Origin of the sequence: Caballeronia choica, from assembly GCF_001544535.1 — a bacterium.
Classification (GTDB): domain Bacteria; phylum Pseudomonadota; class Gammaproteobacteria; order Burkholderiales; family Burkholderiaceae; genus Caballeronia; species Caballeronia choica.
In genome coordinates this window covers 1-24,930 of sequence record NZ_FCON02000047.1, presented here as the reverse complement: position 1 = coordinate 24,930, position 24,930 = coordinate 1, and the positions used below count along the sequence as shown (strand labels likewise).

Here is a 24,930-nt window from a genome sequence, read left to right as displayed (position 1 = left end):
CCATGATTTCCTACTTCCTGACCGCCCGGGAACACACGTCGCCGGCGGAGGCCGACGCTTTTGCCGAGTTCCGCGCGGAGCTCGCGCGGATTCCGCTTCTGCGCTGCGCCGAATTGCACAGGCCGGCGGCCGTCGAAACTTATCATCGCGACGGCGCCGCGCCGCGCGCCGCGATGAGACTCGTATTAGATTCGATCGAGGCGCTGGAGTCGCCATTGATGCCCGGAGGCCGACTGCTCAATTTCGCCGGCTCCGCGTTGTGGCGGCATGTTGCGGGTGAGCAGATGACGCAGCAGGCCATGCTCACGCGGACTTACCGGCCGCTCGGCCACTTGCCGCCACACGCCGATAGCGAGGAAACATACAGCTACCTCGTGCACTACCCCGCGCAGGCGGAGGACTTCAATGCATGGCTGCGTTACTACGTCAGCCACCATCCGCAAATCATGCTCGACTATCCCGACGTGATGCAGGTGCAGGTCTTCACCCGTCTTGACTGGTGCGACGCGATGCCTTTCGAGCGCGTCTCGTACATGCAGCGCAACAATTGACGTTCCCTTCGATCGACGCGTTGATGCGCGCGCTCGAGTCGCCCGTGCGCGCGCGGATGCGGGCGGATAACCAGAACTTTCCCGCGTTCTTCGGTGGCGCGAAGCACTTTGCGATGCGCACGTCCTTCGTGAACGGGATCTGATTGGCTGCGGGAAAGTTTGTTTCAAGTGATTGTTTATCTTTCAATTTGTTTGGACTACGTAAAAATGAAAAAATTCAGAAGGGCCATCGCCGCATTAGTCGTCGCGGAACTGCTTTGCGCATCCCATGCATGGGCCGGTGAGTCATTTCAGATTCTTGTGCCAGATGCGTTCGTGGGGACGAGCGGGACGATGCTGTATGGCGTCGCCGATGCCGGCCTGCAATACAGCCATGCGGGTAGCAAGGAAGTTCTGGGCATGGAAAGTGGCGCAGGGGCGACGTCGCGATTCGGTTTTCTTGGTGTCGAGCAACTAGGCGGCGGACTCTACGTGCGCTTTAACCTGGAGTCGGCCCTCAAGCTGACGAACGGCACGGCGGGTAGCACCACGGCGCAGAACGAGAGTACGTTCTTCAGTCGGGAAGCGAATATCTCACTCATTTCGAACGACTGGGGGCGCATCAAAATGGGCCGCCAGTATCCGACCGAGCTCTCTCTTTCGCTCGATCCGTTCTACGCCGTCGGCGCGTTTTCTCCATATGCCTCGCTGGCGTCGCTCAGCCTGGACCTCGGCACCGCGGCGACGATCGGTGACTCCCGGATCAGCAATGCGGTCGCGTATATGACGCCGGTCATTGGCGGCTTCCAGTTCGAAGTAATGGGCGCGCCGCGCGGCGTCACGACCCCGGGCTATCCGGAAAGCTACTTTCAGGGCGCCCAATTGGAATACCTGAACGGGCCGCTGTATCTCGGTGTGTTCTACGATGTCATCCACACGGACCCGACGGCGGCATTGCCTTCGGTGAAGAACAAGTGGCTCGGCGCCGGCGCAATGTACGACTTTGGCGCCGTTAGGCTGTCGTACGAGTTCAATATGACAGTCCCGGATTACGCGCACTATTACGTTGCCACGACGCACATGATCGGCGTGAATGCGCGGCAGGGGACCAATGACATCAAGTTCTCCGCCGTCTATCGCAATGTCGCGGGCAGGTCCGCATCGAACTCTTTGGCACTTGGGCTTGGTTACGACTACAACCTGTCGAAAGTGACGGCCCTCTATGTGCGCCTCGGCTATGTCGTCAACCAGAAGAATGCAATCGCCACGCTGGCGAACGGCTCGTTGAGCCAACCAGGCGATGATCAAAGCGTGGTTGCGATCGGTATCCGCAAGCGCTTCTAATCGAGCCACGAGCGTTCTGAACAGAGCATCGCCCCACGCGTTCGCGTGAGGCAAGCTATCCAATTGAGCAATCGACTGTGAAGTGATCTCAGGCGGTCACGTCTTGCGATACATGTGCAGGTGTGCCCGCAGCGCGTGCCGGCGGCGGAGTGACGTCGCCGGGTATCGGACATTGATACGGCTTCATGCCGCGTTTGTGATGCAGTTCTTCACGGGCAGCGCGCAAGATCTCGGGTTGTCCCGCGAGGTCGATGCCGGTGGCGGCAAGCGTTTTCGCGGCGAGCAGCATGCCCTTGTGAGCCAGCGAAAGCTTTCCCTGCGAAACCATCTGCCATGAATGAAAGCCCGTACCCCATGCATAGCAGGCTGTCAGACATTGCGTCGTCGGCGCCGCCCAGCTCACGTCGCCGACGTCCGTCGAGCCCGTAACGGGCCGTTCCGCATCTGGGCGATACGGCAGAATCTCGGGAATGATGGGGCGAGGATCGCGCAGCGCCGCCGCGAAATGCCGCGACGCATTCGCAAGATCGTCCGGATTGATGGTCTTCTGAATCTCCGTGGCAAAAGCGACTTCGTTCGCCGTCACGTTCATGCCACCGATAGCTTGCATGTTCCGATCCAGCACCGTGTCGAGCGTGTCGTTGTGGAGCACGTTGGAGCAGGCCTTATCGAACAACATCTCGACGCGCGTGCCTGTCATCAGTGCGGCCCCCTCGGCGATCTGCTTCACGCGCTCGAACAGTTCGATCGCTTCGGGGCTCGTTCGCGCGCGGATCGTATAAAGCGTCTCTGCAAGAGCCGGCACGACATTCGTCGATATGCCGCCGGAGTTGATGTAGGCGAAATGGACACGAGCCTGATCGGGCATGTGCTCACGGAGATAATTGACGCCGATATTCATCAGCTCGGCTGCATCGAGCGCACTGCGGCCAAGGTGCGGCGCGAGCGCGGCATGAGATGCCTTTCCGTGAAATCGGAAATATGCCTGAACATTGGCCAGCGTCGCGTTCATGAAGACGGAGTTGGCCACTGACGGATGCCAGCACAACGCGACATCCAGATCGTCGAAGAGACCGGCGCGGGCCATGAAGGTCTTGCCCGCCGCGGCTTCTTCCGCGGGGCAGCCGTAGAAACGAACGGTGGCCTCGATGCCATGCGCCGCGAAGTAGTCGCGCGCCACGACGGCGGCCAGATGCGATGCGGCGCCGAGCAGATGGTGGCCGCAACCGTGGCCGTTGCCGTTCGCCGCGTCCGCGGCTGGCCGGCACGCCGTGGCGCCGCTCTCCTGATTCAGGCCCGCGAGCGCGTCGTATTCGCCGAGAAAGCCGATCACGGGGCCACTGCTGCCGGCTTGCGCCATGAATGCCGTCGGCATGCCGGCGACGCCACGCGTGACAGTAAAGCCGGCCGCCTCGATCGCTGACGCGTGCCGTTCCGCCGATTCGAATTCGGCATAACGCATTTCGGCAAGTGACCATATGTCGTTGGCCAGCGCGATGTAGTCGTCCTTCTTCGACTCGACGAGTTCCACCACTTTTGCAATATGTTTCACTACGGCTCCTGGGATTGTTGCACGCGCCCACAGCACATGCGATGAGGGAAATGGACGGGTTGTCGACGCCGCCTGTTTCTAGCGTATTGCGTGATGATGACAAGAGGAAGGACTGTTTCGGTGGTGCTGTTCACTTTCAGTTGTGCGTGAAACAATCGGCTCGCGGCGTAATTGGCGTGACGTATCAGGAGAGTACAGAGGAGCGCTACTCGCGACGTGATCTAACAGATGCGTGACGGTGCGTCCAGTGAACTTCAACGTCCGTCGCGCGATGGCGGGAGAGCATCGCTGAATCGAACGTGATTGCCCACAATCACATATAGAAAGACGTTCGCTCGCAACCGGCGCTGTGCGGCACAGGCCGGTCACATGGATCGCGAGGCGCTCCGCCAATTCACACTGACAGCCACCTTCGCCTCACTATGCAAGAGTTGCGCCATAGTCTCGTTTTCGTGAGGAATTTTGGCGTTGCGTTGACAGTATCCATGCCGAATATCACTATTTTCACGCGGACGGCACGGGTCGTCAGCACTTCGAGAAAATAGGAGACAGTTTGTGCCGCAACTTTCCGCTGGTACCCAGGCAGCGCCCGTGGGGCGATCCGAGGTTCGCGCTTCGCCATCCATGCGTGATGTCGCGGCAGTTGTCGCCGGCAACGCGCTAGAGTTCTACGATTTCACTGTCTACGCATTCTTCTCGGTATTCATCGGTCGTGCGTTCTTTCCGTCGTTTTCGCCGGCGACACAAGTCATTGCGTCCGTTGCCGTGTTCGGCGTCGGCTTCATCGCACGTCCGCTTGGTGGGGTGGTTATCGGCGCGTATGCCGACCGGCGGGGGCGCAAAGCGGCGCTGACGTTGACGTTTGGCCTGATGGCTTTGGGCACCGCGATCATCGCGTTCACGCCGACCTATGCGCACATCGGCATCTTCGCGCCCTTGCTCGTTGTCGCTGGGCGTCTGCTGCAAGGACTTTCCGCCGGAGGCGAAGCAGGCCCCGCCACGTCCTATCTGTTCGAAACCGCGGCGGCGGGCCGCCGCGGCCTCTATACGAGCTGGCAACTCGCGACGCAGGGCATCGCCGCGCTGATGGGCGGACTGGTGGGCTACACGGTGTCATCGGTGTTGTCTGCGGACGCACTGAATGCATGGGGTTGGCGCGTTCCGTTCATGCTCGGACTGCTGATCGCGCCGCTCGGCATCTACATCCGCAGCCGGCTGCATGAGACGCTCAATGCCGAGCACGCGGTGAAGAGCAATCGGGAACTGCTGCGCGGCATCGTCGATGCGCACCTATCGGAACTGGTGCTCGCCTGTTGCGTGCTGATCGGCCCGACCATCACCGTGTATGTGATCGGCCACTACATGACCACGTATGGCATGCGCGTGCTGCATCTGCCGACTTCGACGTCGATGCTCGTGGGCTTTGTCACGGGCGGCGTTGGCATTGTCGCGTCGCTGAGCGCGGGGATTTATTTCGACCGATTTCCCCGCAGCCGAATGCTGGTCGTTCCACAGTTCTTGTCGATTCTCGCAGTGCTGCCCATGTTCGCCTGGGTGTTGCACGCGGGCACTGGCAGCGTCTTTCTCGGCATGGTCGCGTTTCTGACCTTGCTGCGCGTGCTGATGTCGCCGTTTCACCTTTGCGTAATTCCCGAAATTTTTCCGCAGGCCGTGCGCAGCACGTGCGTGTCGATTTGCTACAGCGTGCCGACGACGATTTTCGGGGGCACGGCGCAACTGGTGGTGGCCTGGTTGGCGACGATCACGCCCAACCCGATGGCGCCTGCGTGGTACTTGCTAGGGGCCAACGTGATCTCGTTTGCTGCAGTGTTCGTGCTCGATCGGCGTCGCCGCGCGCGGCTCGCTGACGGTGCTTCGCAGTAGTCGCACGTTGGATGTGAGCGTGGGCGCAACCTGACGCGCTTTTGCCACAGACCGGTTGGGTAGCGGTCACGCGTTGCTGCGCCGCCGCCAGACCGTATGCGCGAGTTTCCCCGCACTGTGTGTGCTCATCCGCATGCTGTGCGGAATGTTTAGCTTGCCCATGTGTAGGGCAGCATCACGATCTCAGTGTTCGTGCCATTGAGGGTGAACCGCAGCATGTTGTCAAGACTTCGCTGGAGTGCGTCAATCGGGATCGATGACCCCGCTTACGGCACGCACACCATGCGTCATGTGAAGGCGTCGCTGATCCTCAGGCTGACGAAGAATCTGCGAGCGATGGGCGTGGTCGCTTTCTGCTCGTCAGCTCAGGTGCTCTGGCGCAGCGTTTCGAGGCCGTCCCTGGCGATGCAGACAGACTGCTCGTATTCGGCGGTGGGTCTCGTTCTATACTGCAAAAGCCGTGAGTGACCGTCTTGGCCTCCCGATAATCGCTGTGCCGGCGAATTTCTCCGGCTTGGAGGTCACGTGGAATTTCGGACTGACGGCTAATTGCGGGTACTGTTGAAAAAGTCGCTGTCCGTCTCTGTCGGGAGGTCTTTCAGGGGCCTTCTTACCCTTGACAGGTGTTCGCGAGCGGTTCGTAGGCCGATCTGAGAGGTCGATTTTCTTGCGACCGAGTTCAAAAATCCACGGAGCGACTTTTTCAACCGTATCCGCCATGAACGGACTGTCGCAGAATCGAACTGAACAAGCGCATCTCGAGTCTTTGGGGCCATTTCCGAAAACTTGCTAGTTTAACCTGGCCGTCTCACTCGATCAGTCATGCCCATACTTCGCCAGGCCTCGTCCAGACTAAGGCCTTGTTGCAAATCGATACGGATGAGCCTTTCCTTATTTGTAGGGAACGTCTTGTCGGGACGCCTCCCGGATTGCAAACAATGTTGCGGTGTTAGCTGGCTGTGTCGCATCGCCCCTTCCACTTCGGAGGGCTTTTATTCTGAAGGAAAACGGCAAGACGAGGCCGCTCGGCATACCCGTGATGAAATGCCGCGCCGTGCACGCGTTGAAAGATCAGGGGCCGGTAGCCACGGCGAATCTTTCAGAAGTAACTATTTATTGGCGAAAAATCACTCATGCAGACCATACAGTATTCTCGATATGGAGGTCCCGATGTGCTCGAGCGCGTGACGCATCCTGATCCAGTCGTCGGGCCAGGCGATGTCCGGGTCAGGATGCGGGCGGCAGGGGTCGCGCCTCTCGATACCAAGCTCAGGGCCGGATTGCTCCAGCAACATTTCACGCTCGCGTTCCCGATGATTCCCGGACGGGACGGTATCGGAGTCGTCGATCAGGTGGGCGAAGGGGTGCGTGAACTGGTGGTCGGCGACGTCGTCTGCGTACTGGCTGATCTGACTCGCGGCGGTACTTGCGCGGAAATGATCGTTTGCTCCGCGGCACGCGCGGTGCTGAAACCCGCAAATTTGTCGGATCACCAGGCGGCGGTGCTGTTACAGCCCGGCATTAGCGCATGGAGTGCGGTGGTGCGAGCGGCGCATGTCACGCGCGATGCGCATGTGTTGATTCACGGCGGGGCGGGCGCAGTCGGAAGCTTGATGGTGCAGCTCGCGCGACATCTGGGGGCTCACGTGAGCGCCACGTGCCGGGCCGACAACGTCGACTACGTGCTGGGTCTGGGTGCGCATCGGGCGATTGCCTATGATCGCGACGATTTCAGCGCGCTGCGCGACCAGGATATGGTATTCGACCTGATCGGCGGCGCCGTGCATGCGCGCTCCTATCCTATCTTGCGACGTGGCGGAAACCTTGTGTATTTGACCGCGGATTCCATAGTGGACCGGGGGGTGGAATTCGGCGTGACGGTCACACGCGCGACAGTAGACGATCAGCGCGAGGCTCTGCTCGCGGTCGCGCAACTTGCGGAGCAGGGGATATTTCGGCCCGCGATTGCCGGTGTGTTCCCCATTGCCGATACGGCAGCAGCGCACCGCGCACTCGAAACTAAGCAGGTCACCCGTGGCCGACTCGTGCTGGAAGTGGACTTCGATTCCTGATCGCGGGTTGGCCGCGCGTACCGCCTACAGCAGGCACGGCGCTTGAAAGGATCGTCGGACGTCATGGAGGTGCGGATCACGCTGGTCAGGCACTCCACAAAGCATTTCGCCGCGGTGCTAAGCGGTGCGGCGCGCCGCTAGATGAGGCTGATCTCCGCTTCCGCAATGGAGTCGACGAGCGGGAAGACGGATAACCGTTCCCTGCTCACGAGCAGTTCGGCGAGCGGCCAGGGCATGAGCGTCAACATATATGTGTTGGCGACCAGCCCGAGCGCGATTCCGCTGGAATGCGATATATAGATACGCGGTTCGGAGGCCCGGCAGTATTCGGCGTACGCGTTGTCCGAAGCGAGGTCGTCGACGGAAGAGTCGCGATTCAAGGACCCATTCGGCATCCTTTAGTTCCTGCAGCGAGCGGCCGCCAGCCAGGCGATGGCCTGCACGGCCGACTATCGCATAACCGGTACGAAACAGTGGTACACGGTTGAATTCGTCCGTCTTCGTCCTCGGGCTGGCTCGCCCAATCGAGAGATCGAGTGTTCCATCGCGCAAACGGGGTATAGATACCGTCGCCAATCCTTCACAGAATTCTATCCTTACCTAGGGCATACGCGCCTGGAACCGGTCGACAACTTCGCCAAGCAGCGTTAGCCCAACCTACGACACCGCTGCAATTGACCGAGCGGGCGCCGTCGGCTTGCGCTTGGGTCTGAAGCATTCAGCTCGGCGTTCACATCTTCAGACGTCGAGTAGGCTCTGCTTTCCGTCAACATACTCGTAGAGCGAGATCGCGCTTTGTTTGAGGTCGCCATGGGCATCGAACTGCGTCGTGCCGATGATGCCCGTGTACGAGGTGGATGGCATCGCCCTGAGAATATCTTTGGATTGAACCGATCCCGAGCGTTTCATCGCGTCCGCGATAATGTACACCGCGTCATAGGTGAACGGCGCGTAGACTTCGATGCGCTGATTGAAGCGCGCAACATACCGCTTCTCGAAATCCTTGCCGCGCTCCATCTTTTCAAGCGGCAAACCAGCGATTGAGCAAATGATATTTTTGCTCGCGGAGCCCGCGAGCCCTGCCACTTTGGGTGTGCAAACCCCGTCGCCTGCGAGCACCTTTGCGGGGATTGCCAGCTGGGCCGCCTGTTTGGCGAGCGGACCGCCCGTCGCGTCCATACCTCCGTACATGATGACGTCCTGGCGCTGACCCTTGATCTTTGTCAGAATGCCGCGGAAGTCAATCGACTTGTCGGTTGCGGCATCGTGCGAGACAACGCTGATGCCAACCGCTTTCGCGCGCTTCTCGAACTCGTTTGCGAGTCCTTGTCCATACGCGGTGGAGTCGTCGATGATCGCAACGGCTTTTGCTTTTAGTACCTTCGATGCATAGTCGGCGAGGGCAGGGCCTTGCTGTGCATCGGTTGCAACCAACCGGTAGGTGGTCTTGAAGCCTTGCTGTGTATAAATTGGATTGGTTGCCGAGGGCGATATCTCGACGATGTTCGCGTCGTTATAGATTCGAGAGGCGGGAATGGAGTTGCCGGAATTCAAATGGCCGATGACGGCAACGACCTTGTCATCAACCAGCTTCTGTGCAACCTGAGTCGCTTGGCGCGGATCGCCCGCATCGTCCTCGGACACGAGTTGAAGCGTGACGCGCTTGCCGCCGACTGTCAGACCCGCGGCATTGATCTCTTCGATCGCCAGGCGTGCACCGTTTTCATCGTCCTTTCCCAAGTGCGCGCTACCGCCGGTCAGTGGGGCAGCATGCCCGATCTTTACTACGATGTCGTCCTGGCCAGCCAGTGCGGCGCACGGCAATGTGACACAAAGCGCGGCAGCGATCGTGAATTGGACACGTCCGTTAAGCGAAAATCGCATTTGTCTCTCTCCAGTCATCGGATGTTGTAGGTGAAGTGTTGATTGAGGCGGATCGATCACTCGTGTTAGCGTCGTGCGAGATGGATGCCGGCGAGCATGCAGCGCACTGAGCCACCAGCCATTTCAATGGTGGGGACCCGAAGAGGAAGCAGGCGCGCGGATCGCTCGATCTGTGTGCGTTGTTGCTGCGTCAGACTTTCAGCCGCGCGTTCGGACAACGCGAGCACTCGACCGTTGTTGCCCGTGAGTTCGAGCGCGTTGCCTGCGAAGTTGTCGATCTGTTTGTGATCGAGCGCAATTACGGCCCGCCCACTTTCATGAAGTCGTTGTTCAACTTCCGCGCGGCGAGCCCCATTAGTGATCAAATCGAGGCCTACGAGCGCAAACTCGGTGCCGATGCTCATCATTACGTTGGTGTGATATACGGCACGGCCCGAATGGTCAGCGGTGTCGAAACACATCGGCTCGAAGTTGAAATGCGTACAGAAGCGCTCCAAGGCAGCGGGGTCGGCGCGACGCGAACGACCGGTGTAGGCAACGCGTGCGACATGGTCGAGCACCATGGCACCGGTGCCCTCCAGGAAAACCCCGTCGTACTCGAGACCTGAGTAATCAATCACGTCCTGAACACGATATTGCGCTTTCAGCATCTCGACGACATCGGTACGTCGTTCGCGCCGGCGGTTCGCGCAGTGCATCGGATACAGCGCGATATGACCGCCTGCATGGGTTGAGAACCAGTTGTTCGGAAACACGGAGTCGGGGGTCTGATTTTCGCCGTGATCGTCGAAGACGTGGGTGCGTACTCCCGCCCGCTCCAAAGCCGCCGCAGCGTCCGAAACCTCGTTCCGCGCCGCGGCCGCAAGCGCCGCAGTATTCTGCTTGCGGTCTGTGGCCTGAAAAGTGTTGTCAGCCGCAGTTTCGGGATTGGGATGGAAGCAGTGCGGCCGGATGACGACTACAGCGCTGGGTGCCTGAATCGAAATAGTGCTCATGTAAGTCAGATAGAACAGCGTATTGGATGGTTGTCGTTCTTGGGTATCGGCGACGCTTATTGGCCCAGCGCCATGGCCTCGCAATCGACCTCAATCGCGCCTCCCGTGGTTGTGTGCAATGTTGCCAACTCGTCGAATAGGTTTTTGGGATCGCGAGCAGGCGGGATCAAGGCGACTTGAATACCGGCCTTCCGGGCCTGCGTGAGACCATGCAGATAGCGCAGTGCAGAGTAGTCTTCGAGCGCGAAGCCCACCGAGTCGAACACCGTGATCTGGTCGGCGCGTACCCGGCCAGTTGCCTCGCCGCGCAGCACGCGCCAGAGTTCGGTTACCGGAAAGTCGCCCGGCAGTTGCTGGATGTCGCCTTCGATGCGGGTCTGCGGCTCAAACTCCACAAAGACGGTCGCCATGCGCAGCACGTCGGCGTGCAGCTCCGTTTTTCCCGGGCAGTCGCCTCCGACTGCGTTGAGGTGCATGCCGGGCTCGATCATCTCGGGCGTGACGATGGTCGCGTACGCCTTGTCCGCAGTGACGGTTGTGACGATGTCGGAACCGCGCACGGCTTCCGCGGTCGAGCTTGCCCGCACGACTCGCAACCGTGGGAATCCCGCGAGATTCGCGATCAGCTTGTCGGTGGCGCGAGGATCGACGTCGAACACGCGAATCTCTTCGATGCCGAGCATCGTGTGAAAGGCTATCGCCTGGAATTCGCTCTGCGCCCCATTCCCGATCAGAGCCATGGTGCGGCAATCGGGGCGGGCGAGCGCCTTGGCAGCCATCGCCGACGTAGCGGCCGTGCGCAGTGCGGTCGTCAAGGTAAGTTCGGACAGGAAAATAGGATAGCCCGTGTGGACGTCCGCCAATGCGCCAAATGCCATCACGGTATGGATGCCGCGATCGGCGTTGATGGGATGGCCGTTCACGTACTTGAAGGCGAACAGGTTTGAATCCGCGACGGGCATCAACTCAATCACGCCAACCGACGAGTGGCAGGCAAGGCGTGGTGACTTGTCAAAGTCGGGCCACCGAAGGTAATCGGTATGAATCGTGTCGGCGAGTTCCTTCAAGAATCGCGGGACGCCGATGTCCGCGACGAGTCGATAGGTTGCGGGTACGTCCAGGAAGCAAGTCATTACCGGATCTCCAGGCTGTTGTTGGCTGCGGTGTCGAAAGCGCTGGAGAGATTATTCACGTTCTTCGAGCCAACAAAAAGCTAGCAAAGGTTGCAGTTTTGCTGGGCTGAGTAGCAGAATGACAGCCACGACTGACTTTATGCCAATCCGGGCGGTAGAAAGCGGCGCCGCTGGCTTCATATCGGTGGGAATGTGACTAATCTCGACGATGTCGACAAGCAATTGATTTCGCTGCTGCGCGACGACGCCCGGATGTCGGTGGTGACGCTGGCAAAGCACTTGCGCGTTGCGCGGGCAACGGTCCAAAACCGTCTAACTCGCCTCGAAAAAACCGGGGTAATCGTTGGATACACCGTGCGACTGAAACCGGCGGCCGAGCCGCATCAGATCCGCGCGTTAATGACGATTGCCGTTGAAGGTAATCGAGCGAAAGACGTGATGAAGGTGCTTCGCGGACATCCGAACGTGGCGACCATCCATAGCACCAATGGACGCTGGGACATGATCGCGGAGTTGCGAGCCGATACGTTGGAGAACTTCGACCGCGTGCTTGGAGCAATCCGTCTGATTGACGGAATCGCCGGCACGGAGACCAGCATCCTCCTCTCGACGCACAAGCTGTGAGCACGACGGGGATCGAAGGCGGTGCGGTGGACGAATAGATCCCGCGGCTCGTCCGTTTCACTGACTGACCGGATGGCGGCCTAGCTGGGTTCAACCGACAGAATGCCACGTCTTTGGAAGCACTATGCGCAAGCTCGCCGCGAGTTTGCACAATCTGCGATCTTTCTGTTGGCTCGAGGGCGCAGGACAATAGGCTTTTGCTAGACCGAGGACCCGCTCGATGAGGCAAGTTCACGAAGCTCGCTGAACTCCCCGCATCCCAACTGCCGGATTTGCCTGCTTAAGCGGTTACCGAGCGGCTTGCAATCATTCCTAGGTCCCAACTTCGCCAATCGAAATTGTATGAGCTCCCACTCGTGTCAGGCGCCCGCCGCCGTAGTACTGATCCGTCCAAGCAGGTTCTATCCGAACCCGGAAACTGCGATCGATAACGTCTTCCAGCGTACGACTAACCTGCAGAATTCCGCGGAAATGGCTGCCATTGCAGAAGCTGCGAATATCGAGGTAATGCGGGCTGCTGACGCGCTCGAGCGAGCAGGCGTGCGAACTCATGTGTTTGATGATGATGGCGAACGCGGCACGCCGGATTCCGTATTTCCAAGCAACTGGTTCTCGACCCACCATGGTGGGCGGATTGTGTTGTACCCGATGAAGTCAATCAACCGCCGGCGCGAGCGACGCCCAGACGTCGTCGAGATGCTGAAGAGCGAGTACCGGCTCCGAGAGGTATTTGACTATTCGGGTTTCGAATACGAGAGGGTCTACCTCGAAGGGACCGGCGCAATGGTTCTAGACCATGTCGCGCGCATCGCTTACTGCGCATGCTCGCGGCGCTCCGATCCGATCGCGATGCAGCGCTTTTGCGCACATTTCAACTTTGAGCCCGTAACGTTCAGTACGCTGCACCAATAGGGCTGCGCCATTTATCACACGAACGTGATGATGAGTATTGCGACCGAGTTTTCGCTTGTGTGCCTTGATCTTATGAAGGTGATCGAAACCGAAGGAAAATAGGCGAGCGCATGGAAGAGGGCGGTAGGAAGGTGATAAAGCTGGACGCGGAGCAGATCGCCAACTTCGCAGGGGCGGCGCTGGAGCTTTCAGGAAGCGAAGGACGCGTGCTCGCGATGTCGGGCGTGGCGTGGCGTCCCTCACGCCGCGACAACGCTCTGTTATCGAGGATTCGGTACGGCTCGTGCCACTTCGGGTGCCGACGATCGAGATGGCGGGGGGATCGGTGAGCTGCATGCTCGCCGGTATTCATCTCACTGCGCGACACGAAGGCTTTCAGTAGCAGAAATCCTCAGTTCCTGCAATCGCGCTGGGTTGATAACAGGAAATCCTGACAGGGCACCGCGGAGGTTGCATTGCCCCGAAAGCGCCACTAACGCTATCGTGACCCAGACCGTCCCTGGCGCAGCGCGGCGGATGGAAGATGGGGCGAACTGAACGTCTGTCGAAAATACTCCAGAAACAATTGCATCGGCGTACTCGGTTCAACTCTGCCCGACCAAGCGACGCCTCCCGTCATGGCCGGTACTGCGTTTTTCAGCGTGACCGTTTCGATACGCTTGCCCTCCAATGACCACGGCCGGTACACCATGTCGGACAGAATCGCGACCCCGCTACCGTTCGCAACCATGCTCCGTACTGCCTCGACAGAGGACGTACGCAATATCACATGTGGCTGGAAGTTCGTGTCCTGCCAGTAACGCGCGGCCGTTTGCGCCGCTTCGTCGACGGTCAACATGATGAAAGGCTCTTTCGCCACATCAGCGAATGTCACGGCTCGCTTCTGAAGCAACGGATGTTGTGCGGGCACCCAGAGCCGCCGCGTCGACGCGAACAGCCGTTCGACCGAGAGTTCAGGGTTCGTCACGTTGTCGGCCAATAACACTCCCATGTCATACCGGTTATTCAACAGCCCTTCTTCGATTTCGTCCCGTCTCGCTTCGTAAAGGCGGATCGAAATGCGTGGATAAAGCGTTGCCAGTCGTTGCAGGTGGTAGGGCAGAAAATAGCCGAGCAACGTGTAGCTTGCCGCAAGGCTGAGCGTTCCCTCGATCGTGCTTTCGATGTCAGGCACCTTGAGTGCCTCGTCGACGCTCGCGAGTATCGCGTACGCATGACTGAGGAAACGTCGGCCCACGTCGGTCAGTTCGACGCCCTGGGCGGTACGGTTCAGCAGCCTTGCCCCGAGCGTCTCCTCGAGTTCCCGAATCGCGACGGTGATCGCCGACTGGCTGATGTTCAGCTCCACCGCGGCGCGTGACAGCTGCCCTAGTTCGGCAGCCGCAACGAAGTACCGGAGTTGACGAAACGACAGCGACATTTGTTACCTCCAAGGTTCAACATTGGCGCGTGATAAGGGCCCGGATCAACGGTGTGAAGAAATTTGGCCCCTTGTGATTATCTGATAAACGAATACCGCGGAGGGTTGATTTTCGGTTTAGATAAGCCCCGATCCATAGCCAAGGTGTCGTGACGGCTTACCGTGGAAAGTAACGGCGGACTTCTTCCTGCCCCGGATATAAATAAATCAGATATGCGGATATATAAAGAAAGAACTTCTTCAATGTGGCGTCAGCATCTATCGTTACTGGGTGCGACGGCTAATGCTAGGAACGGAGACTGAAAGTGAAGAAGCAATGGATCGACCTGAACTCTGATATGGGAGAAGGGTTTGGGGCATGGTCGATCGGCGGAGGCGTCGACGAGGACATCATGCCGCTGATCAGTTCGGCCAATATCGCCACGGGTTTTCACGCGGGCGACCCCAACATCATGGCGAGCACTGTGGCGCTGGCGAAGCGCCATGACGTCGGCGTGGGTGCGCATCCGGGCTACCGCGATCTCGTTGGGTTCGGGCGCAGAAACATTCGGGCTTCAGCACAGGAACTGGTTCATGACGTCATCTATCAGGTCGGTGCGCTGCGCGAATTCGCACATTTTCACGACGTCGCACTCACGCACGTCAAATTGCACGGCGCACTGTATATGCACGCAGCCGCCGACCAGCAGTTTGCCGAGTCGCTCATAGCGGCAATGAGGCGGCTCGATCCGGAGCTTCCTGTATTTTGCATGAGCGGAACGCATATTCATCGATGCGCCCTCGACGCTGGCCAGCCGGTCGCTTGCGAGTTCTTCGCCGACCGGGATTACGACGATTCCGGGTCGATCGTCTTTACCCGGCAGGTAGGTGTCATGGACTCGCAGCGCGTTGCTGAAAAAGTCATTCGGGCATGTGTCGACGGTGTCGTCGAAACCGTGTCTGGTCACGACATCGAGATCGACTTCGCAACGGTTTGCGTGCACAGCGACACGCCGGGAGCGCTGGAACTCCTGAAGGCGGTTCGTGCCGAGCTGTCGAATCATGGAATTGCCGTGCGACGGGGGTAATGGCGAGCGACCGGCGCTGAAGCGGCGCTTCCTTCCAGACACATGCCGTCCGGCGCTCTCGTGCATCGATGCGCGCTTTGACGAACTCTGCACCAATTCAGTTGACGGAATTGACCATCCATTTTGAGGAAACCATCGCCATGTCCACATTCCTGTTGCAAGAGGCCACGATCGAGTCAGTGCAAACCGCGTTCCGTGATGGATCGTTGACCGCCGTGGCACTGGTCGAAGCGTATCTGGGTCGAATCGAGGCGATCGACCGCAACGGGCCGAAGCTCAATGCCATCGTGACGATCAATCCAAACGTACTCGACGAGGCACGCGCGCTCGATAGTGCATTCGGGCAGACCGGGAGACTGCAAGGCCCACTTCACGGCGTGCCTGTGCTTGTCAAGGACCAGATCGAAACCGCGGGTATCGAGACGTCGTTCGGCTCCGTGGCCATGCAGGGCTACATTCCTGAAAACGACGCGACCGCCATCACACAACTCAAGGCTGCCGGCGCGCTGATTCTCGGGAAAACTGCGATGCCCGATTTCGCGACGTCCTGGTTCGGCTTCTCGTCGCGCAGCGGGGAAACCCGAAATCCGTACGATATCGAACACGATTGCGGAGGCTCCAGCGGCGGCACGGCCGCCGCGGTCGCGGCGAATCTGGGACTCGTCGGAATAGGCGAAGACACTGGCGGTTCGATCAGGTTGCCGGCAAGTTTCAATAACCTGGTTGGCGTACGCGTCACGCCGGGCCTCATCAGCCGCGATGGCATGTCGCCTCTCGTCGTCTTCCAGGATACGGCCGGGCCCATTACTCGCACGGTGAGGGATGCAGCGATCGTGCTCGATAGCCTTGTCGGTTACGATCCTGCTGACGAGTACACGGTGGCGCACACAATCGCCGCGCACAAGGGCAGCTATACCGACCACCTCGATGCAGCGGGCCTTGAAGGGGTAAGAATCGGGATTCTGACGCAGGCCTTTGGGGACGACTCCAATCCTGAATGCGCCCAGGTAAACGCGGTCGTTCGACGCGCACTGGACGACATGCGCCGCGCGGGCGCGCAAACAGTCGACGTGTTCGTGCCTGACCTGCTCGAGCGCATTCTCGAGACGTCGTTGTATCTGACGCACTCGCGCGCCGATATCAGCACGTTCCTCGCCGAGCGCGAGACGATGCCTTATCGGTCGCTCGAAGCAATTCGGCGGGACGGAAAATTCCATCCGGTACTGGATCTCTTGCAGGCGGTTTTCGAAGGCCCGGAACATCCCGAGGACGACGCCAACTATTACCGCAAGCTCGCCGCGCGGGACAGGTTTCAGCGCCTGGTCGTGAAGGTGATGGCCGACGCCAATGTCCAGGCGCTGTGCTATCCAACGGTGCAGGTTCTACCCCCAAAGAAGGACGACGTGCGGGCTGGCAAGACGAATACCCTCACATTTCCGACCAATACATTGATAGCGTCGCAAACCTGGATGCCGTCCATTTGCGTGCCTGCGGGGTTCGCGCAATCCGGTCTGCCGGTCGGAATGGAACTGGTCGTGCTCCCTTACCACGAGCCTGACCTGTTTCGGTTCGGTTTCGCATTTGAACAAGCATCGCGCGCGCGGCGAGCGCCCGATCTGGATGCGTCGTAGTCGCGAACGGGGGGCATGGCTGCCGACAAAATCGCGTCCCTCGCCGATGCGCTGTCAGTAGCGTGGATTGTCAGATTGGGCAGCCTTGATCGCTTCATCGAACGTCCGGATGGCCGCATGGCGCTTGAGCAGGCGCGTTGCGTTGTTTTTGTCCGGCGCGTCGATCCACGGTGCCACGTCGATCGGCCGGCCCGACATCTGCGCCTCGTAAGCGGCGATCAGACCGCCGGCCGCCGTAGCGTCGTCGTCTGAAGGCGTCAGCGCCCGATTGATCGCATCGACCTGTCCAGCGGACACGGCGCACTTCGACGTGAAGCCGAGCTGAGTCGATATGTCGAGGTCGGCCGCGAGTACAGTCGCCGAGCGATACGTGCAGGGCAAGTCGATCGGCACGCAGTCCGCCGCGATGCACTCGATCAAAAAGCGGCTACGCGCATGGAGCAATTCCTGACCGCGCGGCGTGCGGCGAGCGCCCAGGTTCGCCGCGAGATCTTCGACCGCCAACATGCAGCAGCGAATGCGCGGACTCGACTTCAGTAGCGCCCCGAGAGCGACCAGACCTTTTGCGGATTCGATAGTCGGGACAATCTCCGTCGTTCCTTCCTGGATGCCGTGAGTACGTTCCAGGCTGGCGATCGCTTCATCCAGCGCGACAAGCTGCGCCGCGGATTCGGCATGGGGCAGGAACACGGCACGCGGTGCGCCGGACATGATGCCTTGCAGGTCGGCATGGCCGTCGTTCTCCAGCTTGTTGATGCGCACCGCACCGATGAGCCCGCGCCGTTCGGCTTCTCGCAGCATCGAGATGATCAGCGCGCGTGCCGAAGGTCGATCAGCGGCGGCGGTCATTTCCTCCAGATCCGCGACGATCGCGTCCGCGCCGCTAGCGAGCGCTTGCGCGTGGCTGGCGGCGTCGGCGCCGGGGACAAAGAGCCACGCCCGTCGCAGTGCGGGCGGGCGCAAGGGAAGACGACTCATCGTCCGATCTCCACATTCGACTGGCCCGCGCGCTCCAGCATCGCGTGCAGAAGCACGTCCGCACCACGCTTGACGTCCTCCGGCAACGCATCTTCCGCTTCGTTGTGGCTCAGGCCGCCCACGCACGGAATGAAGATCATCGCAGTAGGGCAGTACCGCGCCATGTGAATCGCGTCGTGTCCGGCACCGCTCACGATCCGCTGATGCGGATAGTCGAGCGCGTCGACCGCGCGCGCGACCGCCGCGACGCAACCGTCATCGAAGGGCGTCGCGGGGCTGACCCAATGGCGCGCGATCTCGACCGTCAGCACACGCTTTCTCGCGATCGCCGCGACGCGCTCGCGCAACGCGCTTTCCATCGCCTCGATACGCGCATCGTCGGGATGACGCAGATCGACGGTGAACGACAGATCAGCGGCGATCGTATTGCGCGACGAGTTGCGGATCGACAACTCGCCGATCGTCACGAGCCCTTGCGGCGCGAATTCGACGGCTATGGCCTCGAGCGCGGCCGCCATTTCCGCGCTGCCGAAGAGCGCATCGCGCCGGAAAGGCATCGGCGTGGTGCCGGCGTGAGCTGCCTGCCCAAGCACGCGCACGTCGAGCCAGCGGATCGCCTGGCCACCGATCACGACACCGATCGGCACGCCGCTTTCCTCGAGCACCGGCCCTTGTTCGATATGTGCTTCGAAGTAGGCGTCGAAAACAGTGCCCGGAATGGCTCTTTGTCCTTCGTACGCGGTGGCCTTCAGCGCGTCCGCTACCGAGACGCCTTGCAGGTCGCTCGCGTCAAGCGCTGCATCGAGGGACATCGCCCCCGTGAAGGCCGCCGAGCCGAGCATCGCCGGCGTGAAGCGCGCACCTTCCTCGTTGGTCCATACGACGATCTCGATGGGCTTGTCCGTTTCGATTCCGTTGTCGTTCAGCGTCCGCACGACCTCGAGGGCCGCCAGCACGCCATAGACGCCGTCGAAACGCCCGCCTTCGGGCTGCGTGTCGAGGTGGCTGCCGCTTGCCACAGCAGCTTGCGAATCGAACCGGCCCGCACGGCGCGCGAACAGGTTGCCGACCCGGTCGACGCTCAACGTAAGCCCCGCGTCGACGCACCATTGACAAAACAGCGCGCGGCCCGCCGCATCTTCCTGCGTGAGCGCCAGGCGCCGCACGCCCCCTTTTGCCGTCGCGCCGACCGTCGCCATTTCCATCAGGCTCGACCAGAGCCGCTTTCCGTCGATCTTCAACATCGCTTTGATTCCCGAGTTTTGAGTTGCCGCACCACGCGGCGACGCATGACGTCTTTATCGGGAATTCAAAATCATTAGTCCAATTTCGAATGCTAATTTTCAGTATAAACTCGGCGAATGATGACACCTGCCCAAGGCGCGCGATGAGCAAGGAAAGGCCCGCGACTTATCTCAACGACCGGCTCGACTGGAATCTCCTGCGCACCTTCCTCGCCATCGCACGCGAGAAGAGCGTGAGCCGCGCGGCCACGCGCCTGCATCTCACGCAACCGGCGGTGAGCCAGGCGCTTAAGCGGCTTGAGGATCAGCTCGGCATGCGGCTCGTCGACCGGCACGGGCCGCGCATCGAAGTGACGCAGGCGGGCATCGAAGTGCAGCAGATCGCCGAGGACGTGTACGGGACGATCTCGCGGCTGTCGCTCGCGGAGGTGGACCGCGATCACGACATCTCCGGCATGGTGCGCCTCTCCACCGTGAGCGGCATCGACTTTCCCGCCTATGATGACTTCCTCGCAGGCTTCCATCGCAGTTATCCGCGCATCGAGCTGGAGAGCCAGGAGATGCGCGCCGCCGACGTGGTCGTGAGTCTGCAGCAGAAGTCCGCGACGCTCGGACTCACGCCGAGGCGCACCGTCCCGAAGAAGATCGAAAGCCGCCTGTTCCTGCGCCAGCGGTATGCGCTCTTTTGCGGGCAGCATCATCCACTCTTCGGGCGAACCGATCTGAAGACATCAGACCTGGTCAGCGAGAAGTTCGTGTCGTTCACCGGCGACAAGGTGGGCGACCACATGTCGCCGCTGACCTTCTTTCGCGACGAGATGGGTTTCACGGAGCGCGTCGTGGGTTCGTCGTCCAGCATGTCGGAGGTCCGGCGCTTCATCTTCGCGGGCTTCGGCATCGGCTGCCTGCCTGAGCACGTGGTGCGCGAGGATGTCGCGAACGGACGCTTCCAGCGGCTGCCACCGGAAGACGGTGTGGCCGATCTGGACATCTACCTGTTATGGTCGGTGGACCGCAAGTTCAGCGCGGCGGAGAGCGCCTTCCTCGATGCGCTGCATGCCTTCATCGACGAACAGGAGGCCGGGCACGCTGCTCCGGTGTGATCAGTAGCCGCGCGCCACGTCGATGACGTTGAGCAGCGGCTCGCCGTTCACGAGCCGTCGAACGTTCTGCGCGACCTGCATGCCGATCGTGTCCGAACTCGCGACCGACGCCATATGCGGCGTGACGATCATGTTCGGCGCACTCCAGAACGGGTCGCTTGCGGGCAATGGCTCGTTCGGGAAGACATCGACAATCGCGCCCGTCAGACGTTCTTCTTTTAGCGCGCTTAAAAGAGCGCAGGGCACCAGGTGTTCGCCTCGTCCGACATGGATCAGCTTCGCGCCGCGGGGCAACATGGCAAGCGTCCGCGCCCCGAGAATGGCGCGCGTTTCATCCGTGAGCGGCAACAGGCACACGAGGATATCGGTGCCGCGCAGGAACGGCTCGAGTCCCTGCGCGCCCGCGAACGTCTCGATGCCGGCAAGGTCTTTCGCGCGACGCGCCCAGCCACGCACGGCGAAGCCGAGACGATGAAGGTCGCCCGCCACGCGGCTGCCGATCTCGCCGAGCCCCATCACGCCGACCGAACACGTCGACGGAGCCTGCTGGTCGTATCGGAGCCAGACGCCGTTGCGCTGGTTCTCCATCACACGGTCGATCTGCCGATGAAAATGCAGGACGCCCCACGTCACGAACTCACTCATGCCGCGCGCGTGCTGCGGATCAACGACACGGCACAGCGGCACGCGCGGCAGGCTCGGATCGCACAGGATGTTGTCGACCCCCGCAGCTATGCTGTGCACGAGCCTGAGCTTCGGCAACGCGGCCACGGCGCCTTCTGGAGGATTCCAGCAGACCGCGACATCGGCATCGGCGGCGTCGCGGCTGCCGTGCACGGCGACATCGAGTTCGGGCGCCGCGCGCAGGATCGACGGCACGAGGTGCGACATGTCGTAGTCGCGGCTGATTAGTACGAGCTTGGTCATGTTCAGGAGCGGTAGTCGGATGCGCTGTCGTCAATCAGCCGCAATGCGGCGTTCCAGGCCATTTCCATGATCTCTGCAGACTCGTCGCGATCGAACTGGCTCGCCGTCAGACGGCAGACTTCGACGGACGGAATTCGCAGCGTTGAACCGCCGGCCAGCGCCTGCACCTGGGCCTGACACGCGCGTTCGAGAAAATAGATTTCGTGGAAGGCTTCGGCCGCGGTGGCGCCTGCGGCAAGCAACCCGTGATTGCGCAGGATCATCGCCTTGTGTGAACCAAGGTCTCGCACGAGTCGTTCGCGCTCGGCATGATTCAAGGCAATGCCCTCATAGTCGTGATAGCCGAGCTTCTCGAAGAACTTGAGCGCGTGTTGGGTGATCGGCAGCAACCCATGCTCCTGCGCCGACACTCCGGTCCCCGCGGCCGTGTGCGTGTGAATCACGAAGTGCAGGTCCTCGCGCGCCATGTGGATAGCCGAGTGGATCGTGAAGCCTGCCGCATTCACGCGAAATGCCGCGGGATCGGCGGCCGCTCGCTCGTCGATGACGTTGCCGAGGTGATCGATCTTCACCAGATCGGAGGCACGCATCTCATGGAAGAGCACGCCATAGCGGTTGATCAGGAACGTCGGTGTGATGCCTGGCAGACGCGCTGAAATGTGCGTGTCGATCATGTCCGTCATGCGAAAGTGTGCGACGAGGCGGTACAGCGCGGCGAGTTCGCGGCGGTACTTCCATTCGTCGCCACCGGATTTCGTGGCGCTCACGGGATGCGCTTCCAGTATTGCTTTCATGCTCAGTATCTCTCCATGATGGGCACGTAGTGTTCGTCGACGGCGAGTTGTTCGTCAAATCGCGTGTGCTTATCCTGATCATCAATTGCGCGGATGCTCGCCCGAGGCGGCGAACGACAACACTTCGCGAAGCGGCTCGCCCGCGCGCAGCCGGGCAAGCAACGTGGGCTCCGCGCGATCAGATGCAAGCGCCTTGTCGATCACTTCGGCGGCGGTGCCGGCGTCGAGAAAGAGCACGCCGTTGTCATCGGCGAGGACGAGATCGCCAGGCTGCACGAACACGCCGCCGCACAGCACTGGCTCACCGAAAATGGCGTCGCCCGCATCGAGACGCTTGGTGGTCAAAAGGCTCGTGCCTCGCGCAAAAACCGGAAGGCCGGTCGCGCGCAATTCCAGCACGTCAGTAACGACGCCATCGACGACGATTGCCTTCGCGCCCGCAACGAGTGCCGCGCACGCGGTCACGGCGCCCACCGGCGCGTGTGCGTGGTCCCCGTTCATGTCGATGACGAGCACGTCGCCATCGACCAGTTCCGCCAGCGCGCGATTCACGGCGATGGCATCGGGGCTGGGGAGTTTCAGCGTCACCGCGCGGCCGACGACTTTCACGCTTGCAACCTGCGCGCGAATGCCGTGGTCGGCGAATCCGTGTTCGAGGTAGTGGCCGAGCGTGGGGAAGCTGACGGCTTCCAATGCACGTACGAGGTCCTGATCCAAAGTCCGAGTCATGATGGTTCGTGAGAAGAGGTAATCAGGAAAGCCCGACTTCGGCGTTCGGCGTGTAGGCCTTCGCGGACAGATCGCGCTTGAGCGTTTCCGCAAGGAGCAGCAGCGCGACGACAGATAGCGCCGCCGATCCGATCATGTACCACGCGACCGAGGAACCCTTGCCCGTAGCGGAGAGCAGGGCCGTCGTGATGATCGGCGTCGCAGCGCTGCCGAGGAGGCCCGACAGCATGTAGCTGATCGACAGGCCCGAATAGCGCACCTGCGTGCCGAACAACTCGGCGAGGAAGGTGGCGATAGGACCATAGTTCGCGGCGAACGCGGTCATCATCAACAGGTAGCCGAGGAGCGCGAAGGGGAATTCGCGCATGTCGAGGAGCCAGAAGAGGGGAAACGCAAGCAACGCTTCCGCAACGATGCCCCCGACGATCACCGGCTTGCGTCCGACGACATCGGAGAGACGCCCGAACGCAGGCAACAACACGATGCAGACGGCGCACGAGATCAGCGCGATGGCGAGCATCGCGTTGCGGGTGAAGCCGAGCGTCTGCGTGCCGTAGGTCAGGCCGAAGGCGACGATGAGGTTGAAGGACGTACCGGTCGACATCGTCGCGATGCCGCCGAGCAGCACCTGCTTCCAGTTCTTCGTGAGCACTTCGACGAGCGGCACCTTGACTTGTGCCGCGGCCTCCTTGACTTTGCTGAACGACGGCGTTTCGGACGTATTCAGGCGAATATAGAGACCCACACCGACGAGCAGTGCGCTTGCAAGGAACGGAATGCGCCAGCCCCACGACAGGAGCGCTTCGGTGGACATGACGGCATTGCTGATCAGGAAGACGAGATTGGCGATCAGCGTGCCGGCGGGAACACCCACCTGCACCCACGAGCCGTACAGTCCGCGCTTGCTGGGGGGCGCGTGTTCGACCGCCATCAGCACGGCGCCGCCCCATTCGCCACCGAGCGCAAGGCCCTGAATGACCCGAAGCGCGAGCAGCAGCACCGGTGCCCAGATGCCGATGCTCGAATAATTCGGCAAAAGGCCGATGGCGAAGGTGGCGACACCCATCGTGATGAGCGAGACGAGCAGCATCGACTTGCGGCCGAGCCGGTCGCCGAAGTGGCCGAACAGCGCCGCGCCGACGATGCGCGCCAGATACGCGGACGCAAATGTGCCGAAGGCGAGCAGCGTGCCGATCAGCGGAACGAATCCCGGAAAGAAAACCTTGTTGAACACGAGCGCCGAAGCGGTAGCGAACACGAACAGGTCATACCACTCGACCGTCGTGCCAATGACACTCGCCACGGCGATCTTTTTCATGTTGGGAGGCGTGCTTTCGGCGTGGGGCAGCACGCCAGCGGAGCGGACTTCGGACATGGGGCTCTCCATGAGGACGGTCGGTTTGATGTCGGTGCGAGCAGTCGCAACGCATGCCGTCTTTATCGAGAGCCAAAAACAATAAGTCCAAGTGTGATTCCTAATGCTCTTTATTAATGGCGCGAATGATGAGATCGAGGTGGCGCGATCTTGGCGGGACCGACGAAGCGCAAAGCAAACCGCCTCGTACTCGAATTGAACGATGAATAATTTAGTGACAAGCCGTCCGGATATTTGCCCCCGTTTCGGGACGCGGTGCTAGCTTCGGGTTTTCGTGTTCGGTGAAACTACACACAAAACGCTGGCAAGGTGCCGCGATACAACTCGCCTACATCAACCATGAGCTGTTTCAGGGCGACAAGGGAAGGGTGGTCGGCTACGACAACGCGCACTGCTTCCACCACCGGCACTACATCGGCCAAGTGGAAGGCAGTCGAGTTCGTCAGCTTCGAAGACATCGAGGACCAGTTCGCTCGCGATTGGACGGCGTTCCGGAGGGGAAATGAACCCTGCAGTGATCGAGACCGGAGCGGGAACCGAAGAGAGCTTCTTCGCCCGAGGCCGGCACATCGCGCAACAAGCTAACCGTGGAAAGTCGATCCCGGAAGGTCACGTGGTGCCATTTGAGCGTCCGGCCGATCTGGCACGCCTATTACTAGGAGTGTGCGCGGCAGAAATCTGATGTCATCGGACTGGGCGGTGCAAGCGTTGTTAGCAGATGAGAACAAGCTA

Annotated in this window: 22 protein-coding genes and 3 pseudogenes; 12 read left to right on the top strand and 13 right to left on the bottom strand. The window is 60.7% G+C overall.

Annotation, left to right across the window (positions count from 1 at the left end):
- Positions 1–2: 2 nt before the first annotated feature.
- The 3 genes from AWB68_RS20755 to AWB68_RS20750 are packed head-to-tail and all read left to right on the top strand — an operon-like array spanning position 3 to position 1,874.
- A complete protein-coding gene (locus AWB68_RS20755; protein WP_235028431.1) occupies positions 3–551 on the top strand; it encodes an ethyl tert-butyl ether degradation protein EthD in 549 nt (182 codons plus the stop codon).
- On the top strand, positions 548–694 hold the full coding sequence (locus AWB68_RS49555) for a hypothetical protein (protein ID WP_235028430.1): 147 nt from the start codon (positions 548–550) through the stop codon (positions 692–694). Before AWB68_RS20755 ends, AWB68_RS49555 begins: the two co-directional genes overlap by 4 nt.
- Before the next feature lie 25 nt (positions 695–719).
- Positions 720–1,874 carry a porin gene (locus tag AWB68_RS20750; protein WP_235028429.1) on the top strand — a complete coding sequence of 385 codons (1,155 nt, stop codon included), beginning with the start codon at positions 720–722 and terminating at the stop codon, positions 1,872–1,874.
- An 88-nt stretch (positions 1,875–1,962) separates the two neighbouring features.
- Here the strand turns inward: AWB68_RS20750 and AWB68_RS20745 are convergent, their stop codons facing one another.
- Positions 1,963–3,426 carry an amidohydrolase gene (locus AWB68_RS20745; RefSeq protein ID WP_087646227.1) on the bottom strand — a complete coding sequence of 488 codons (1,464 nt, stop codon included), beginning with the start codon at positions 3,424–3,426 and terminating at the stop codon, positions 1,963–1,965.
- Positions 3,427–4,050: 624 nt separating this feature from the next.
- Here AWB68_RS20745 and AWB68_RS20740 point away from each other — a divergent pair.
- The 3 genes and pseudogenes from AWB68_RS20740 to AWB68_RS20725 all read left to right on the top strand — a co-directional run bounded on the left by AWB68_RS20740 (position 4,051) and on the right by AWB68_RS20725 (position 7,382).
- The gene (locus AWB68_RS20740; protein ID WP_087646226.1) at positions 4,051–5,310 is read left to right on the top strand and encodes an MFS transporter; all 1,260 of its coding nucleotides are present in this window, start codon (positions 4,051–4,053) and stop codon (positions 5,308–5,310) included.
- A 231-nt stretch (positions 5,311–5,541) separates the two neighbouring features.
- Positions 5,542–5,778: pseudogene (locus tag AWB68_RS49550) on the top strand (hypothetical protein); the annotation flags it as partial.
- Between the two features lie 704 nt (positions 5,779–6,482).
- The gene (locus AWB68_RS20725; protein WP_235028428.1) at positions 6,483–7,382 is read left to right on the top strand and encodes an NADP-dependent oxidoreductase; all 900 of its coding nucleotides are present in this window, start codon (positions 6,483–6,485) and stop codon (positions 7,380–7,382) included.
- Positions 7,383–7,519: 137 nt separating this feature from the next.
- Here AWB68_RS20725 and AWB68_RS49545 read toward each other — a convergent pair whose 3' ends face one another.
- From AWB68_RS49545 to ocd, 5 genes and pseudogenes are all read right to left on the bottom strand, one after another.
- Positions 7,520–7,777: a hypothetical protein gene (locus AWB68_RS49545; protein WP_235028427.1), complete on the bottom strand. Its 258-nt coding sequence runs from the start codon at positions 7,775–7,777 to the stop codon at positions 7,520–7,522.
- Between the two features lie 16 nt (positions 7,778–7,793).
- Positions 7,794–7,934: pseudogene (locus AWB68_RS51445) on the bottom strand (LysR family transcriptional regulator); the annotation flags it as partial.
- A gap of 186 nt (positions 7,935–8,120) precedes the next feature.
- Entirely contained in the window at positions 8,121–9,266 is a 1,146-nt protein-coding gene (locus AWB68_RS20715) for a branched-chain amino acid ABC transporter substrate-binding protein (protein WP_087646222.1), read from the bottom strand.
- 65 nt (positions 9,267–9,331) lie between these two features.
- Positions 9,332–10,261, bottom strand: a complete 930-nt coding sequence (gene ctlX, locus AWB68_RS20710) for a citrulline utilization hydrolase CtlX (protein ID WP_087646221.1) — start codon at positions 10,259–10,261, stop codon at positions 9,332–9,334.
- A gap of 56 nt (positions 10,262–10,317) precedes the next feature.
- The gene (ocd, locus tag AWB68_RS20705) at positions 10,318–11,394 is read right to left on the bottom strand and encodes an ornithine cyclodeaminase (protein ID WP_087646220.1); all 1,077 of its coding nucleotides are present in this window, start codon (positions 11,392–11,394) and stop codon (positions 10,318–10,320) included.
- 192 nt (positions 11,395–11,586) lie between these two features.
- On the opposite strand from ocd, the gene AWB68_RS20700 reads away from it, so the two are divergent.
- Both AWB68_RS20700 and ctlX (AWB68_RS20695) read left to right on the top strand, forming a co-directional pair.
- The gene (locus tag AWB68_RS20700; RefSeq protein WP_087646219.1) at positions 11,587–12,018 is read left to right on the top strand and encodes an Lrp/AsnC family transcriptional regulator; all 432 of its coding nucleotides are present in this window, start codon (positions 11,587–11,589) and stop codon (positions 12,016–12,018) included.
- Between the two features lie 342 nt (positions 12,019–12,360).
- A pseudogene (ctlX, locus tag AWB68_RS20695) lies at positions 12,361–13,312 on the top strand (citrulline utilization hydrolase CtlX).
- A 96-nt stretch (positions 13,313–13,408) separates the two neighbouring features.
- Here the strand turns inward: ctlX (AWB68_RS20695) and AWB68_RS20690 are convergent.
- Complete coding sequence (locus tag AWB68_RS20690; RefSeq protein WP_087646218.1) at positions 13,409–14,350, bottom strand: LysR family transcriptional regulator; 942 nt, start codon at positions 14,348–14,350, stop codon at positions 13,409–13,411.
- Between the two features lie 305 nt (positions 14,351–14,655).
- Between AWB68_RS20690 and AWB68_RS20685 the strand changes: the two genes are divergently transcribed.
- Both AWB68_RS20685 and AWB68_RS20680 read left to right on the top strand, forming a co-directional pair.
- On the top strand, positions 14,656–15,417 hold the full coding sequence (locus AWB68_RS20685) for a 5-oxoprolinase subunit PxpA (RefSeq protein ID WP_087646217.1): 762 nt from the start codon (positions 14,656–14,658) through the stop codon (positions 15,415–15,417).
- Positions 15,418–15,557: 140 nt separating this feature from the next.
- On the top strand, positions 15,558–17,048 hold the full coding sequence (locus AWB68_RS20680; protein WP_087646255.1) for an amidase: 1,491 nt from the start codon (positions 15,558–15,560) through the stop codon (positions 17,046–17,048).
- Positions 17,049–17,102: 54 nt separating this feature from the next.
- On the opposite strand, the gene AWB68_RS20675 is transcribed toward AWB68_RS20680, so the two are convergent.
- Positions 17,103–18,026: an HpcH/HpaI aldolase/citrate lyase family protein gene (locus AWB68_RS20675; protein WP_087646216.1), complete on the bottom strand. Its 924-nt coding sequence runs from the start codon at positions 18,024–18,026 to the stop codon at positions 17,103–17,105.
- On the bottom strand, positions 18,023–19,279 hold the full coding sequence (locus AWB68_RS20670) for a Zn-dependent hydrolase (protein ID WP_200828752.1): 1,257 nt from the start codon (positions 19,277–19,279) through the stop codon (positions 18,023–18,025). Before AWB68_RS20670 ends, AWB68_RS20675 begins: the two co-directional genes overlap by 4 nt.
- 134 nt (positions 19,280–19,413) lie before the next feature.
- Here AWB68_RS20670 and AWB68_RS20665 point away from each other — a divergent pair, with 134 nt between their 5' ends.
- Entirely contained in the window at positions 19,414–20,373 is a 960-nt protein-coding gene (locus tag AWB68_RS20665) for a LysR family transcriptional regulator (protein ID WP_087646214.1), read from the top strand.
- On the opposite strand, the gene AWB68_RS20660 is transcribed toward AWB68_RS20665, so the two are convergent.
- The 4 genes from AWB68_RS20660 to AWB68_RS20645 all read right to left on the bottom strand — a co-directional run bounded on the left by AWB68_RS20660 (position 20,374) and on the right by AWB68_RS20645 (position 24,198).
- Positions 20,374–21,300, bottom strand: coding sequence for a 2-hydroxyacid dehydrogenase (locus AWB68_RS20660; protein ID WP_235028426.1), 927 nt, complete (start codon positions 21,298–21,300; stop codon positions 20,374–20,376).
- A 2-nt stretch (positions 21,301–21,302) separates the two neighbouring features.
- Positions 21,303–22,094, bottom strand: a complete 792-nt coding sequence (locus AWB68_RS20655; RefSeq protein WP_087646213.1) for a class II aldolase/adducin family protein — start codon at positions 22,092–22,094, stop codon at positions 21,303–21,305.
- Between the two features lie 81 nt (positions 22,095–22,175).
- Positions 22,176–22,823, bottom strand: coding sequence for an RraA family protein (locus AWB68_RS20650; RefSeq protein WP_200828749.1), 648 nt, complete (start codon positions 22,821–22,823; stop codon positions 22,176–22,178).
- 22 nt (positions 22,824–22,845) lie between these two features.
- Entirely contained in the window at positions 22,846–24,198 is a 1,353-nt protein-coding gene (locus AWB68_RS20645; protein ID WP_200828748.1) for an MFS transporter, read from the bottom strand.
- Positions 24,199–24,700: 502 nt separating this feature from the next.
- On the opposite strand from AWB68_RS20645, the gene AWB68_RS48270 reads away from it, so the two are divergent.
- The gene (locus tag AWB68_RS48270) at positions 24,701–24,880 is read left to right on the top strand and encodes a hypothetical protein (protein ID WP_160110040.1); all 180 of its coding nucleotides are present in this window, start codon (positions 24,701–24,703) and stop codon (positions 24,878–24,880) included.
- Positions 24,881–24,930 lie beyond the last annotated feature (50 nt).

Excerpts from the sequence above, each read along its gene's own strand:
- AWB68_RS20740 (WP_087646226.1), top strand. The coding sequence starts at position 4,051 with ATGCGTGATGTCGCGGCAGTTGTCGCCGGCAACGCGCTAGAGTTCTAC.
- AWB68_RS20645 (WP_200828748.1), bottom strand. The coding sequence starts at position 24,198 with ATGTCCGAAGTCCGCTCCGCTGGCGTGCTGCCCCACGCCGAAAGCACG.
- ocd (WP_087646220.1), bottom strand. The coding sequence starts at position 11,394 with ATGACTTGCTTCCTGGACGTACCCGCAACCTATCGACTCGTCGCGGAC.
- AWB68_RS49545 (WP_235028427.1), bottom strand. The coding sequence starts at position 7,777 with ATGCCGAATGGGTCCTTGAATCGCGACTCTTCCGTCGACGACCTCGCT.
- AWB68_RS48270 (WP_160110040.1), top strand. The coding sequence starts at position 24,701 with ATGAACCCTGCAGTGATCGAGACCGGAGCGGGAACCGAAGAGAGCTTC.
- AWB68_RS20715 (WP_087646222.1), bottom strand. The coding sequence starts at position 9,266 with ATGCGATTTTCGCTTAACGGACGTGTCCAATTCACGATCGCTGCCGCG.
- AWB68_RS20650 (WP_200828749.1), bottom strand. The coding sequence starts at position 22,823 with ATGACTCGGACTTTGGATCAGGACCTCGTACGTGCATTGGAAGCCGTC.
- AWB68_RS20755 (WP_235028431.1), top strand. The coding sequence starts at position 3 with ATGATTTCCTACTTCCTGACCGCCCGGGAACACACGTCGCCGGCGGAG.
- AWB68_RS20675 (WP_087646216.1), bottom strand. The coding sequence starts at position 18,026 with ATGAGTCGTCTTCCCTTGCGCCCGCCCGCACTGCGACGGGCGTGGCTC.
- AWB68_RS20655 (WP_087646213.1), bottom strand. The coding sequence starts at position 22,094 with ATGAAAGCAATACTGGAAGCGCATCCCGTGAGCGCCACGAAATCCGGT.
- ctlX (WP_087646221.1), bottom strand. The coding sequence starts at position 10,261 with ATGAGCACTATTTCGATTCAGGCACCCAGCGCTGTAGTCGTCATCCGG.
- AWB68_RS20665 (WP_087646214.1), top strand. The coding sequence starts at position 19,414 with ATGAGCAAGGAAAGGCCCGCGACTTATCTCAACGACCGGCTCGACTGG.
- AWB68_RS20690 (WP_087646218.1), bottom strand. The coding sequence starts at position 14,350 with ATGTCGCTGTCGTTTCGTCAACTCCGGTACTTCGTTGCGGCTGCCGAA.
- AWB68_RS20660 (WP_235028426.1), bottom strand. The coding sequence starts at position 21,300 with ATGACCAAGCTCGTACTAATCAGCCGCGACTACGACATGTCGCACCTC.
- AWB68_RS20680 (WP_087646255.1), top strand. The coding sequence starts at position 15,558 with ATGTCCACATTCCTGTTGCAAGAGGCCACGATCGAGTCAGTGCAAACC.